Source organism: Paracidovorax avenae ATCC 19860, from assembly GCF_000176855.2.
GTDB lineage: Bacteria > Pseudomonadota > Gammaproteobacteria > Burkholderiales > Burkholderiaceae_C > Paracidovorax > Paracidovorax avenae.
The window spans coordinates 2173719-2186987 of the sequence record NC_015138.1 but is presented as its reverse complement, the minus strand read 5'-3'; the positions used below and the strand labels follow the sequence as shown (position 1 = coordinate 2186987).

Annotated in this window: 9 protein-coding genes; 8 read left to right on the top strand and 1 reads right to left on the bottom strand. The window is 69.5% G+C overall.

Annotated elements, in window-relative coordinates; translation table 11 throughout:
• Positions 1 to 8 precede the first annotated feature (8 nt).
• From ACAV_RS09725 to ACAV_RS09700, 6 genes are all read left to right on the top strand, one after another.
• Complete coding sequence (locus ACAV_RS09725; RefSeq protein WP_013594397.1) at positions 9 to 3029, top strand: monovalent cation/H+ antiporter subunit A; 3021 nt, start codon at positions 9 to 11, stop codon at positions 3027 to 3029.
• Entirely contained in the window at positions 3029 to 3394 is a 366-nt protein-coding gene (locus tag ACAV_RS09720) for a Na+/H+ antiporter subunit C (protein ID WP_013594396.1), read from the top strand. Before ACAV_RS09725 ends, ACAV_RS09720 begins: the two co-directional genes overlap by 1 nt.
• A gap of 76 nt (positions 3395 to 3470) precedes the next feature.
• The gene (locus tag ACAV_RS09715) at positions 3471 to 5270 is read left to right on the top strand and encodes a monovalent cation/H+ antiporter subunit D (protein ID WP_013594395.1); all 1800 of its coding nucleotides are present in this window, start codon (positions 3471 to 3473) and stop codon (positions 5268 to 5270) included.
• On the top strand, positions 5267 to 5761 hold the full coding sequence (locus tag ACAV_RS09710; protein WP_013594394.1) for a Na+/H+ antiporter subunit E: 495 nt from the start codon (positions 5267 to 5269) through the stop codon (positions 5759 to 5761). The genes ACAV_RS09715 and ACAV_RS09710 overlap by 4 nt, the downstream gene beginning before the upstream one ends.
• Positions 5758 to 6048, top strand: coding sequence for a K+/H+ antiporter subunit F (locus tag ACAV_RS09705; RefSeq protein WP_013594393.1), 291 nt, complete (start codon positions 5758 to 5760; stop codon positions 6046 to 6048). The genes ACAV_RS09710 and ACAV_RS09705 overlap by 4 nt, the downstream gene beginning before the upstream one ends.
• Positions 6045 to 6419: a monovalent cation/H(+) antiporter subunit G gene (locus ACAV_RS09700; protein WP_013594392.1), complete on the top strand. Its 375-nt coding sequence runs from the start codon at positions 6045 to 6047 to the stop codon at positions 6417 to 6419. The genes ACAV_RS09705 and ACAV_RS09700 overlap by 4 nt, the downstream gene beginning before the upstream one ends.
• 51 nt (positions 6420 to 6470) lie before the next feature.
• Here ACAV_RS09700 and ACAV_RS09695 read toward each other — a convergent pair whose 3' ends face one another.
• The gene (locus tag ACAV_RS09695) at positions 6471 to 10130 is read right to left on the bottom strand and encodes a hydantoinase B/oxoprolinase family protein (protein ID WP_013594391.1); all 3660 of its coding nucleotides are present in this window, start codon (positions 10128 to 10130) and stop codon (positions 6471 to 6473) included.
• A gap of 128 nt (positions 10131 to 10258) precedes the next feature.
• On the opposite strand from ACAV_RS09695, the gene ACAV_RS09690 reads away from it, so the two are divergent.
• Positions 10259 to 12067, top strand: coding sequence for a M14 family metallopeptidase (locus ACAV_RS09690; RefSeq protein ID WP_013594390.1), 1809 nt, complete (start codon positions 10259 to 10261; stop codon positions 12065 to 12067).
• A 199-nt stretch (positions 12068 to 12266) separates the two neighbouring features.
• A complete protein-coding gene (locus tag ACAV_RS09685) occupies positions 12267 to 13268 on the top strand; it encodes a TRAP transporter substrate-binding protein (RefSeq protein WP_013594389.1) in 1002 nt (333 codons plus the stop codon).
• Position 13269: the final 1 nt, after the last annotated feature.

Sequence of the window (13269 nt, the reverse complement as noted above, 5' to 3'; positions counted from 1 at the left end):
GTCCGCACATGCCCCTGATCCTCCTCGTCCTCCTGCCATTCGTCGGCAGCGTGCTCGCGGCGCTGCTGCCCGCGAACGCGCGCAATGCCGAATCGACGCTCGCCGGCGCGGTGGCACTGTTCTGCGCGGTGCAGGCGGCGCTGTATTTTCCGGAGGTGGCGGCGGGTGGCGTGGTGCGGCAGGAGTTCGCCTGGCTGCCTTCGCTGGGCCTGAACCTCGTGCTGCGCATGGACGGGTTCGCCTGGATGTTCTGCATGCTGGTGCTGGGCATAGGCTCGCTGGTGGTGCTGTACGCGCGCTACTACATGTCGCCCGCCGATCCGGTGCCACGGTTCTTTTCGTTCTTCCTGGCCTTCATGGGCGCCATGAGCGGCGTGGTGCTCTCGGGCAACCTGGTCCAGCTCGTGTTCTTCTGGGAGCTGACCAGTCTCTTTTCCTTCCTGCTGATCGGCTACTGGCACCACCGCAAGGACGCCCGCAGCGGCGCCCGCATGGCACTCACCGTCACCGGCACGGGCGGGCTGTGCCTGCTGGCAGGCGTGCTGGTTCTGGGCCATATCGTGGGCAGCTACGACCTGGACCGGGTGCTGGCGGCAGGCGACCTCGTCCGCGGCCACCCCCTCTACCTGGCCGCACTGGTGCTGGTGCTGCTGGGTGCGCTGACCAAGAGCGCGCAGTTCCCCTTCCATTTCTGGCTGCCCAATGCCATGGCGGCGCCCACGCCTGTGTCGGCCTACCTGCATTCCGCCACCATGGTGAAGGCGGGCGTCTTCCTGCTGGCGCGCATGTGGCCGGTGATGGGCGGCACCGAGCCGTGGTTCTGGATCGTGGGCGGAGCCGGCCTGCTCACGCTGCTGGTCGGGGGCTATGCGGCCATGTTCCAGCATGACCTCAAGGGGCTGCTGGCCTACTCCACCATCTCGCACCTGGGGCTCATCACCCTGCTGCTGGGCCTCAACAGCCCGCTGGCGGCCGTGGCCGCGGTCTTCCACATCATGAACCACGCCACGTTCAAGGCGTCGCTGTTCATGGCCGCCGGAATCATCGACCACGAGAGCGGCACGCGCGACATCCGGCGCCTGTCGGGCCTGCGGCGCATGATGCCGGTCACCACCACCCTGGCCACGGTGGCGAGCGCGGCGATGGCCGGCGTGCCGCTGCTCAACGGCTTCCTCTCGAAGGAAATGTTCTTCGCCGAGACCGTGTTCCTCGAAGCCTCGCCGTTCGTGGCCACCGCGCTGCCCGTGGCGGCCACGATCGCCGGTGTGTTCAGCGTGGCCTATTCGCTGCGCTTCACGGTGGACGTCTTCTGGGGACCGAAGGCGCAGGATCTGCCGAGCGAGCCGCACGAGCCGCCGCACTGGATGCGCGTGCCCGTCGAACTGCTGGTGCTGGCCTGCCTCGTGGTCGGCATCTTCCCGGCCTGGTCGGTCGGCCAGTACCTGGCCGCCGCCGCCCTGCCGGTGGTAGGCGGTGACCTGCCCGAATACAGTCTCGCGATCTGGCACGGCTTCAATACGCCGTTCGTGATGAGCCTGATCGCGCTGGCGGGCGGCGCCGCGCTCTATCTGCTGCTGCGCCGCCAGCGCGAGGCGGGCCGGATCGACGCCCCCCCGCTCATCTACCGCGTGAGCGGCAAGCGCATCTTCGAGGTGCTGCTCACGCTGCTTACGCTGGCCGGGTACCGTGGCCGCCGCATGCTCGGCACGCCGCGGCTGCAATGGCAGATGCTGTGGCTGGTCTGCGCGGCGCTGGTGGCGGGGGCGCTGCCGCTGTGGTCCCGCGGCCTGCAACTGGGCGACCGCGGCACGCTGCCGCTGTCGCCGGCCTTCGTCGCGATCTGGATCGTCGGTTCGGTCTGCGCCGTGGCCGCGGCCTGGCAGGCGAAGTACCACCGGCTGGCCGCGCTCACCCTGCTGGGCGGCGCAGGGCTGTGCACCTGCATCACCTTCCTGTGGTTTTCCGCGCCCGATCTCGCGCTGACGCAGATCGTGGTGGAAGTCGTCACCACGGTGCTCGTGCTGCTGGGGCTGCGCTGGCTGCCGCGGCGCGACGAGCGGCTGCGGGAGGTGGCGCCTGTCGTCGGCCTGCCGAGGCTGCGCCGCGCGCGCGACCTGGTGATCTCGCTGCTCGCCGGTGGCGGACTGGGTTGGCTGGCCTACGTGATGATGAGTCGGCCGTTCCCCGAGAGCACGTCCACCTTCTTCCTGGAACGTGCGCAGTCCGAAGGCGGCGGGACCAACGTCGTGAACGTGATGCTGGTGGATTTCCGCGGCTTCGACACCTTCGGCGAGATCGTGGTGCTGGGCATCGTGGCGCTCACGGTGTACGCGCTGCTGCGCCGCTTCCGCCCCGCGCGCGAGGCCATGGACCTGCCGGAGCAGCAGCGCAACATGCCTGCCGACCTGCAAACCGACCTGCTGAACCCGCGCCACGCGACGGACACCGCCGTGGGCTACCTGATGGTGCCGGCCGTGCTGGTGCGGCTGCTTCTGCCGTTCACGCTGCTGGTCTCGTTCTACATGTTCATGCGTGGCCACAACCAGCCCGGCGGCGGCTTCGTGGCGGGCCTCGTGCTCTCCGTCGGCCTGCTGATGCAGTACATCATCTCGGGCACGCAGTGGGTCGAGGCCCACCTGTCCCTGTACCCGCGCCGCTGGATCGCCACCGGGCTGCTGTTCGCCGTGGGCACGGGCGCGGGCGCACTCTTCTTCGGCTACCCCTTCCTCACCAGCCACACCGCCCACCTGCACCTGCCGGTGGTGGGCGAGATCCACGTGGCCAGCGCCCTCTTCTTCGACATCGGCGTGTTCTCGCTCGTGGTGGGCGCCACGCTGCTCATGCTGACGGCGATCGCCCACCAATCGGTGCGAGGCCACCGCTATCACGCGCGCCTCGCGGAAGAGCGCGAGGCGGAAGAATCGGCGCAGTCCGCGCAGGCGGCCCACGCCGCCGGGAGCAAGCTGCCGGTGGCATCGGAGGGCGCCCGCGGCGGAGCCGCCGCCACGGCACCGGGAGGGAGCCCCTGATGGAAATCGTTCTGGCCGTCGCGATCGGCGTGCTCACGGGATCGGGCGTGTGGCTGGTGCTGCGCCCCCGCACTTACCAGGTCATCATGGGGCTGGCGCTGCTGTCCTATGCGGTGAACCTGTTCATCTTCAGCATGGGCCGGCTGGGCCTGGCCGTGGGCAAGGAGCCGGTGCTGGTCGACGGCGTGCCGAAGGACCTGCTGCACTATGCCGACCCGATGCCTCAGGCGCTGGTTCTGACGGCCATCGTGATCGGCTTCGCCATGACGGCGCTGTTCCTGGTGGTGCTGCTCGCCTCGCGCGGCATGTCGGGCACCGACCACGTGGACGGATCGAACTCGCGCGACGTGCAGGAGATGCCATGACCTGCAGGCCCATCTCCCCCCATCGCCGCATGGGGCACCGCTGCACCGCAGCCGGGAGCCGCCCGTGAGCGCGGCCATGCAGGCACAGTTCTCGCACTGGATGTCGGCCGCCATGCCGCACCTGATGCTCGCGCCCATCATGCTGCCGCTGCTGACGGCGGCGCTGATGCTGCTGCTGCGCGAGGAGCGCCAGCGGCTCAAGCTGGGCATGAACCTGCTGTCCACGCTGGCGGGCCTGTGCATCGCGCTGGCGCTCCTGTTCTGGACCCACCTCGGCGGCAAGCCCGTCACGATGGGCGTGTACCTGCCGGGCAACTGGCCCGCACCCTTCGGCATCGTGCTGGCACTGGACCGGCTGTCGGCGCTCATGCTCGTGCTCACGAGCTTCGTCGCGCTGTGCTCCATCGTCTTCGCAGCGGCGCGCTGGCACCGTGCGGGCGTGCATTTCCATCCGCTGTTCCAGTTCCAGCTCATGGGGCTGGCGGGCGCCTTCCTCACGGCGGACCTCTTCAACCTGTTCGTGTTCTTCGAGATCATGCTGGCAGCGTCGTACGGCCTGCTGCTGCACGGCTCCGGTCGCACGCGGGTGCAGGCGGGGCTGCACTACATCGCGATCAACCTCGCGGCGTCGTCGCTGTTCCTGATCGGCGTGTCGATGCTCTATGGCATCACGGGCACGCTGAACATGGCGGACCTCGCGCAGACCATCCCGCATGTGGCCGATGCCGATCGCGGCCTGCTGCATGCGGCCGCGGGCATCCTGGCCACGGCCTTTCTCATCAAGGCGGCGGTGTGGCCGCTGAACTTCTGGCTCGCGCCCGCCTACAGCGCAGCCAGCGCGCCCGCCGGGGCGCTGTTCGCACTGATGACGAAGGTGGGTGTGTACACCATCCTGCGCCTGTGGACGCTGATGTTCGGCGCGGAGGCCGGGCCGTCGGCGCTGTTCGGCAGCCTGTGGCTGATCGGGGGCGGTCTCGTGACCATGGCATTCGGCGCGATCGGCATGCTGGGATCGCAGCGCATCGGCGTGCTGGCCGGGTATGCGGCCATCCTGTCGTCGGGCACGCTGCTGGCGGCCGCGGGTTTCGGGCAGAACCTGCTCACGGCGGGCCTGCTCTTCTACCTGCCCAGCTCCACGCTGGCCATCAGCGCCCTCTTCCTGCTCACCGACCTGATCGACCGCTGGCGCAACGACGGTGCCACGCTCGCACCCCACGAACTGGACGACGATGCTCCGTTCCTCACACCCGAGCTGGTGCCTGCCCAGCGCCTGAACCTGGACGAGCAGGAAATGGTGCTGGTCGGCCGTGTCATCCCGGCGGCGGCGGCCTTCCTGGGCCTGTCCTTCCTCATGTGCACGCTGGTGATCGCGGGCCTTCCGCCACTGTCGGGCTTCGTCGGCAAGTTCGCGATGCTCACGGCACTGCTCAATCCCCTGGGGCTCGGCACGTCGGCCGGCGTGCATGCGTCTTCGGTCGGCTGGTTGCTGTTCGGCATGCTGATCGCCACCGGGCTCATGGCACTGCTCGCACTCACCCGCACGGGCATGCGGCATTTCTGGACCACGCATGACCGCCCTGCCCCGCAATTGCGCGTGCTCGAAGGCATTCCGATCGCCCTGCTGCTGGCCTGCTGCGTGGGCCTGACGCTGCAGGCGGGCCGGGTCATGGACTTCACGCAGGCGACGGCGAATGCGCTGCATGCGCCAGGCGGTTACATCGATGCGGTGATGTCGGCCCGGCCGAAGCCGGGGCCCGCCACGCCCGAAGGCGCGGGCGCCACCGCACGGAGGCTGCCGCCCGCGCCTGTGCCCGCAGGCCCTCCGGTGGCCGGCGCCGCGGCGGGGGCCCTGGTCGAAACCAAGGCCCTGCCATGATGAAGCGCCTCTTTCCCGCCCCGCTGCTGTCCTTCGCCCTGGCCGGCATGTGGTTGCTGCTCAACCACTCGATGAGCGCAGGCCACCTGATCCTCGCGGCCATCGTCGGCGTGGCGATTCCGCTGCTCACGCGCGGGCTGCGCCCGTTGCCGGTGCGCGTGCGCCGTCCCGGCGCGATCCTGCGCCTGGCGCTGTCGGTGATGGTGGACACCTCGCTCTCCAACCTGAACGTGGTGCGCTTCCTCCTGTTCAAGTCGCAGCGCAAGCATCCCCCGGGCTTCGTGCAGATCCCGCTGGACCTGCGCGATGCGAATGGACTGGCCGTGCTGGCGGTGATCGTCTGCATCACGCCCGGAACCTCGTGGGCCGAACTGTCACTGGACCGCTCCGTGCTGATGCTGCACGTGCTGGAACTCGACAGCCACGAGGCCGTGATCGGCCACATCAAGCAGCGCTACGAACGCCCCCTGATGGAGATCTTCGAATCATGACGATGACCACCAGCCCCGTGCTCTCCTGGGCCCTGCCCCTCGCGCTGGCCATGCTCGCGCTGGCGATCGTGTTCGCGCTCGTGCGCATCCTGAAAGGCCCCTCTGCACAGGACCGGGTGCTCGCGCTGGACTGCATGTACCAGAGCGGCATGCTGGCGATGCTGGTGCTGGGCATCTACTACGGCAGCACCCACTATTTCGAGGCGGCACTGCTCATCGCGCTGCTGGGGTTCGCCAGCTCCACGGCCATGGCCAAGTTCCTGCTGCGCGGCGAGGTGATCGAATGACGCAGTCCATCCCGCTCTGGGCCGAGATCGCCGTGGCCGTGCTCGTGCTCTTCGGGGCCGCCATCGCGATGCTGGGCTCGCTCAGCCTGCTGCGGCTCAAGACCTATTTCGAGCGCGTGCACGCCCCCTCGATCATCGCCACGATGGGATGCTGGTGCATCATGCACGGCACGCTGCTGTATTTCTCGGTCGCGGGCCACGGCCTCGCGCTGCATCCGCTGCTGATCGCGCTGTTCGTCGCGGTCACTGTGCCGGTGACCAACATCTTCCTGATGCGCGCCGCACTGTTCCGCGCACGGCGCGCAGGCCGGGACGTGCCGCCCAGCCTCAGCCGCCGGACGGACGCCACCGCCTCGCAGCGCGATTCCTGAAGGCTCCGGGCGGCGGCCCCGTGCAGGGCCCCCGCTCACGCCGCGGCCGCCTCAGGCTGCGCCGCCGAACCCGCCGCCACCGGGCGTGTGGATCTCGAACACGTCGCCCGCCCGCATGTCCACTTGGCCGATATTGCCCAGCGCCTCCGCGCTGCCGTCCGCCCGCACGACCCGGTTCACGCCCGGCATGCCGGCCGCGCCGCCAGCCATGCCGAATGTCCCGGCCTTGCGCCCGTTGGAAAGGATGCTTGCCGTCATCGGCTCCAGAAAGCGGATGCGGCGTACCCCGCCGTCGCCGCCGCGCCAGCGTCCGGCACCGCCCGAGCCGGGCCGCAGCGCGAAGCTCTCCAGCCGCACGGGAAAGCGGAACTCCAGCACTTCCGGATCTGTAAGCCGAGAATTGGTCATGTGGGTCTGCACCACGCTGGTTCCGTGGAAGCCCCCGGACAGCGCACCCGCAGCATCGAAGAGCCCGCCCGCGCCGCTGCCGCCGGCAACGGTTTCGTAGTACTGGAACCGCTCGTTGCCGAAGGTGAAGTTGTTCATGGTGCACTGGCTGCCCGCCGATATGCCCAGGGCGCCCAGCAAGGCATTGGTGATGCAGGTGGAGGTCTCCACATTGCCGGCCACCACCGCGGCCGGGGGCAGCGGGTTCAGCATGGAGCCCGGCGGGATGATGACCTGCAGCGGCTTGAGGCAGCCCGCGTTCAGGGGAATGTCGTCGTCGACCAGGCAGCGGAAGACGTATAGCACCGCCGCCATGCACACCGCGGTGGGCGCGTTGAAGTTGTTGGGCTGCTGCGGCGAAGTGCCGGTGAAGTCGATCACCGCGCTGCGCTGCGCGGCATCGATGCGCACCGCGACCTGGATGCATGCGCCGTTGTCGAGGGCCAGCGTATAGGCGCCCTCGGGAACGCGCGCGGCCAGCCGTGCGATGGCCCGACGCACCGATTCCTCCGCGTTGTCCTGCACATGGCCCATGTAGGCCTGCACGACGAGAAGGCCGAACTGCGCGACCATCCGGCGCAGTTCCTGCGCGCCCTTCTCGTTGGCGGCGATTTGCGCCTTCAGGTCGGCGAGGTTCTGCTGCGGGTTGCGGGCCGGGTACTCGCCGCCGGACAACAGGTCGAGCATCCCGGCCTCGCGCAGCACGCCGTCCTCCACCAGCTTGACGTTGTCGATCTGCACGCCCTCTTCCTCGATGCGCGTGGAGAAGGGCGGCATCGAACCCGGAGTGGCACCGCCCACGTCCGCATGGTGGCCCCGGCTGCCCACGTAGAAGGAGGGCCGTCCGGGCGCCTCCGCCCCCTCCTCCAGGTACACGGGCGTGATCACGGTGATGTCCGGCAGGTGCGTGCCGCCATGGTAGGGGTCGTTCAGCACGTACACGTCGCCGGGCCGCATGCGGCCGGCGTTGCGCGCGATCACCGTGCGGATGCTCTCGCCCATGCTGCCCAGGTGCACGGGCATGTGGGGCGCGTTGGCGATGAGATGGCCTTCGGCGTCGAACAGCGCGCAGGAGAAGTCCAGGCGCTCCTTGATGTTGACCGAATGGGCGGTGTTCTGCAGCTGCAGCCCCATCTGCTCGGCGATGTTCATGAACAGGTTGTTGAAGACCTCCAGCAGCACCGGATCCACCATGGTGCCTGCCGCATGGCGTTCCGCGCGGGGCACGCGGCGCTCCAGCACGAGATGGTCCTGCGCGGTGAGGCGGACCTCCCAGCCCGGCTCCACCACGGTGGTGGAGGTGCGCTCCGCGATGATGGCCGGGCCCTGCAGCACGTCGCCCGGGCGCATGTCGCCGCGCACGACCAGTGCCGCCTCGTGCCAGCGCGCACCGCCGTCGGTACCGTCGGTATAGACGCGCACCGTGCTGCGGCGCGGTACCTCGCGCGGCGGATGGAGCGGTTGCAGGCTCTCGGCCGGCGCTTCGCCGGGAGCGACGGCTTCCACCGACACGGCCTCCACCACCATTGCCCGGCCCGCCATGAGAAAGGCGAAACGCTGCCGGTAGGCGGCCTCGAAGGCCGCCCGGACTTCCACCGGGCTGCCGAAGGGCACGGCCAGGGCAGTGTCCGACCCGGCATAGCGCACGTGCATCCTGCGCAGCACGCAGGGCGCACCCGCCTGCACACCCGGCCCCTGGGCACGCAGTTCCTCCTGCGCGCGGGTGGCCAGCAGCGCCAGGGAGGCTTCCACCGCCGGCCATTCCTGCGGGTCCAGCGGCACTTCGAGCGCCTGTTCACGGATCACGCTCTGGTCCGCCAGGCCCATGCCATAGGCCGACAGCACCCCGGCCAGCGGATGCACGAAGACGCGCTGCATGCCCAGTGCATCGGCCACCAGGCACGCATGCTGCCCGCCCGCCCCGCCGAAGCACTGCAGCGTGTACGCGGTGATGTCATAGCCGCGCGCGACCGAGATCTTCTTGATGGCGTTGGCCATCTGCTGCACCGCGATCCGGATGAAGCCGTGCGCCACGTCCTCGGGTGGCCGGCCCGTGCGGGCTGCCCATTCGCCGAAGCGCTCGCGCACCACGTCCGCATCGAGCGCCGCATCGCCGGACGGACCGAACACCCGGGGAAAGTGCGCGGGCTGGATCTTGCCCACCATGACGTTGGCGTCGGTCACTGCCAGCGGACCACCGCGCCGGTAGCAGGCCGGGCCCGGATGCGCGCCGGCGCTCTCGGGGCCCACGCGGAAGCGCGCTCCGTCGTAGTCCAGCAGGGAACCGCCGCCCGAGGCCACGGTATGGATGCCCATCATGGGTGCACGCATGCGCACGCCGGCCACCTGCGTCTCGAACTCCCGCTCGAATTCGCCCGCGTAATGGCTCACGTCGGTGGAGGTGCCGCCCATGTCGAACCCGATCACCCGGTCGAAGCCGGCCGCAGCGGCGGTGCGTGCCATGCCCACGATCCCGCCCGCCGGGCCGGAAAGGATCGCGTCCTTGCCCTGGAAGCGGCGCGCATCGGCAAGCCCGCCGGACGATTGCATGAAATAAAGCGGCACGCCCGGCATCTCGGCCGCGACCTGTTCCACATAGCGCCGGAGGATGGGCGACAGGTAGGCGTCCACCACGGTAGTGTCGCCGCGGCTGACGAACTTCATCAGCGGGCTGGTGGCATGCGAGGTGCTCACCTGCGTGAAACCCGCCTCGCGCGCGAGCCGTGCCGCGGCAGCCTCGTGCGCGGTGAAGCGCCATCCGTGCATGAACACGATGGCCACGCTGCGCAGCCCGGCGTCGTACGCCGCCCAGAGACGCTCGCGCAGGTGCGCTTCGTCGAGCGGCTGCTCGACCTCGCCGTGCGCGCCCACGCGCTCCTGGGCCTCGATGACGCGGCTGTAGAGCAGCTCGGGCAGCACGATGTGCCGGTCGAAGAGGCGCGGCCGGTGCTGGTAGGCGATGCGCAGCGCGTCGCGGAAACCGCGCGTGGTCACCAGCAGCGTGGGTTCACCCTTGCGCTCCAACAGGGCGTTGGTGGCCACCGTGGTGCCCATCTTCACGCACTCCACCCGGTCGGGCGTGACTGGCGCGCCGGCCGGCAGTCCCAGCAGATGGCGGATGCCCGCCACCGCCGCGTCGCGGTAGTGCTCCGGGTTTTCAGACAACAGCTTGTGCGTGGCCAGCGAACCGTCCGGCCCGCGCCCGACGATATCGGTGAAAGTGCCACCGCGGTCCACCCAGAACTGCCAGCTGTTTCCTGCCATGTCGCGTCCTCGTCCAGAATTGCGTTCTGCGGGCTGACGCGCATGCGCGCCTTTCCGCCAGTTCCCATAATGTAGGGGCGACCCGTATCGGGCACCGTCCAGCCAGCCACCGAATCTTCGCCCCTCCCATGCACACCGCCCACCCGGACACGCCCCGAACGCTCCTCCTGCTCGATGCCACCGAGCCCCGCACGCTCGATGAATGGATCGAGCGCTTCACCGCTCCCGGCTGGCGCGGCTGCTTCGTGGAGGGCTGGCTTTTCGAAGGTGCCGAGGCCAGGCGCACGGCCGAACGGCGCCTGGCAGAGGCCGGCGTGCAGGCACGGCTGCGCAGCGCCTACAAGCCGCTCGTGCACTGGTTCATCGAAGAACTGCCGGCCTGCTGCGGCAGCGAGCGCCCGGTCAGCGCGCGGGTGCGTTATCCGGTGCATCCCGATGCAGGCGCACAGCGTTTCCGCCTGGAAGCCTATCCACTGGCCGCCCTGGTTCCGGGCTGCGAAATGGCATTCGAAACCGGTGGAAGCGATCTCCACTACGAAGTGACGCTGGCTTTCGCCGGTGGGGCGACACAGACGCACCGGGTATTCGCACCCAACCACTTGCGGCCCGATGTGCTGGGCACGCCGCAACTCTGCGCCACCGGCTGGCTGCGCGCAGGCCGCTCGGAGGGTGCGGGCGATCTCCTGGACACCGCGCAGGCAACGGAGTTCGAGCGCCTGTTCTGGCGTGCCGTGCAGGCCGTGGAATCCCATCCCTGGCCGCGGCAGGAGCCCTACTTCGAACGGCTGGACCTGCGCGTGGACCTGCCGGGCTACGAATGCCCGCTGACTGCGTCCAACGAGTGCATCAGCACCTTCGAGGCGCTGCACGAGGACCTGTACTTCGGGTTGCTCGAGCTGTTCCAGCGGCACTCGGGCCGCGCGCAGGGCAGCCGGCTTCTGCAGCCTGGACAGCTCGTGCCAGATGTGCGCCCCTGCGCTCCCGGAGCCCCGCCGCGGGTGCGGGTGGAAATGCGGCCTTTCGACACCGTCGCACAGGATGCCGCCGCGTGGCCGGACACGGACACCGGGAAGGTCCTGGAGGATCTCGACAGGGGCCCCGCGCCCGCACGCATCGCGCAGGAACTGGAGCGGCTGGGCGGCGAGCCTTTCGGAGCACACTCGCGCCAGGGACGCAGCGTGTGGGGGCGCTACCTGCACGGCAGCCGGGTTCCGGTCCTCGTCAGCGGTGGACAGCATGCCAACGAGACATCCGGCGTGGTGGGCGCGCTGCGGGCCGGCCAGGCGCTGGCGGCGCAACCCGGAGCGCATTTCGCGCTGCTGCCGCTGAAGAATCCCGATGGCTACGCGCTGCATCGGGAGCTGGGAGCGCACCATCCCCACCATATGCACCATGCTGCACGCTACACCGCGCTCGGCGACGACCTGGAATGGCGCGAGAGCGCCCCATGGTACGAACGGCAGGCGCTCGAGCAGGGGCTGGCACTCTCGGGCGCGCAACTGCACCTCAACCTGCACGGCTACCCTGCCCACGAGTGGACGCGCCCGCTGACCGGCTACGTGCCCCGCGGCTTCGATCTCTGGACCATTCCGAAAGGCTTTTTCCTGATCCTCCGCTACCACGCGGGTTGGGAAACGCGTGCCACGGCGCTGCTGGAACGCGTGGCCGCGGAGCTCGGCAACGTGCCCGGGCTGGTGGAATTCAACGCAGCGCAGATCGCTCTCTACGAGCGCCATGCCGGTGCCCTGCCGTTCGAGCTCGTCCACGGCACGGCCTGCACCCGCTCCGAGGTGCAGCGCGGCGCCCCGGTCACGCTCATCACCGAGTTTCCCGACGAAACCATCCACGGGGATGCATTCCGTTTCGCGCACACGGTGCAATGCGCCACCGTGCTGGCGGCGGAACGGGCCTGGCAGGACATCATCGCCGGCGGCTGATACCCCTGCCGGGCCCGCAGCGTGCCTGGCACGGGACATGCATAGCACCAGCGCGGAGGTGGGGGCATCGGGGTCGCACCCGGGGTGCCCCTCCCCGGTACCCCGCTTACATTCGATGCGCCCTGGCGGCCTGCGTCGGCGTTCGCGCGGTGCCGGGCCGCACAGCCCTTCCTGGATGACCTTTCCTTCCGGAGCACCTATGCAGCGCAGAGCCTTTCCCCTCCTTGCCCTCGCCCTGGCCGGCGTCCTTTCCGTGGCGCCCGCCGCCGCGCAGGTCCGCTGGGACCTCGCGGCCGCGTATCCGGCCACCAACTTCCATACCGAGAACCTGATGCAGTTCGCCAAGGACGTGGAAGCCGGGACCGGCGGCAAGCTGCGCATCACGGTGCATGCGAACGCCTCGCTCTTCAAGGCCAACGAGATCAAGCGCGCGGTCCAGGGCGGCCAGGCGCCGGCCGGGGAGATCCTGCTGCCCAACTTCGAGAACGAGAACGCCGTCTTCGGCGCGGACGGCATCCCGTTCCTCGCCACCTCGTACGCCGAATCCCGGCGCCTGTACGAAGCCCAGAAGCCCGTGCTGGAGCGCCTGCTCGGCGCGCAGGGGCTGCGCCTGCTCTACACGGTCGCATGGCCGCCGCAGGGCATCTACAGCAAGAAGGAGATCACCTCCGTGGCGGACCTGCGCGGCATCAAGTGGCGTGGCTACAGCCCTGCCACCGCCAAGATCGCGGAACTCATCGGCGCGCAGCCGGTGACCATCCAGGCCGCGGAACTCTCGCAGGCCATGGCCACCGGCGCGGTGGAATCGATGATGACCTCCGGCTCCACGGGCTACGACAGCAAGCTCTACGAGAGCATCAAGTACTTCTACGACACGCAGGCCTGGCTGCCGAAGAACGCGGTCATCGTGTCGCGCAAGGCCTTCGACGCACTCGACAAGCCCGCACAGGACGCCCTGCTCAAGGCCGCCGCGGAAGCCGAGGCACGCGGCTGGAAGCTGAGTGCGGACAAGAACGAGTGGTACAAGAAAGCGCTGGCCGACAAGGGCATGAAGATACTGCCGCCGCCGGCCAAGCTCACCGCCGACCTGCGCCAGGTGGGCGACGTGATGCTGGCCGAATGGCTGCGCAAGGCCGGACCGGACGGCGAAGCGATCATCGCGGCCTACCGCAAGTCCGCCCCCGCCGCCGCGGCCAAGTGAG

What these genes read in the sequence shown, in the direction of transcription:
- ACAV_RS09700 (WP_013594392.1), top strand. Translation starts at nt 6,045, where the DNA reads ATGACGCAGTCCATCCCGCTCTGGGCCGAGATCGCCGTGGCCGTGCTC.
- ACAV_RS09705 (WP_013594393.1), top strand. Translation starts at nt 5,758, where the DNA reads ATGACGATGACCACCAGCCCCGTGCTCTCCTGGGCCCTGCCCCTCGCG.
- ACAV_RS09685 (WP_013594389.1), top strand. Translation starts at nt 12,267, where the DNA reads ATGCAGCGCAGAGCCTTTCCCCTCCTTGCCCTCGCCCTGGCCGGCGTC.
- ACAV_RS09690 (WP_013594390.1), top strand. Translation starts at nt 10,259, where the DNA reads ATGCACACCGCCCACCCGGACACGCCCCGAACGCTCCTCCTGCTCGAT.
- ACAV_RS09715 (WP_013594395.1), top strand. Translation starts at nt 3,471, where the DNA reads ATGCAGGCACAGTTCTCGCACTGGATGTCGGCCGCCATGCCGCACCTG.
- ACAV_RS09710 (WP_013594394.1), top strand. Translation starts at nt 5,267, where the DNA reads ATGATGAAGCGCCTCTTTCCCGCCCCGCTGCTGTCCTTCGCCCTGGCC.
- ACAV_RS09725 (WP_013594397.1), top strand. Translation starts at nt 9, where the DNA reads ATGCCCCTGATCCTCCTCGTCCTCCTGCCATTCGTCGGCAGCGTGCTC.
- ACAV_RS09695 (WP_013594391.1), bottom strand. Translation starts at nt 10,130, where the DNA reads ATGGCAGGAAACAGCTGGCAGTTCTGGGTGGACCGCGGTGGCACTTTC.
- ACAV_RS09720 (WP_013594396.1), top strand. Translation starts at nt 3,029, where the DNA reads ATGGAAATCGTTCTGGCCGTCGCGATCGGCGTGCTCACGGGATCGGGC.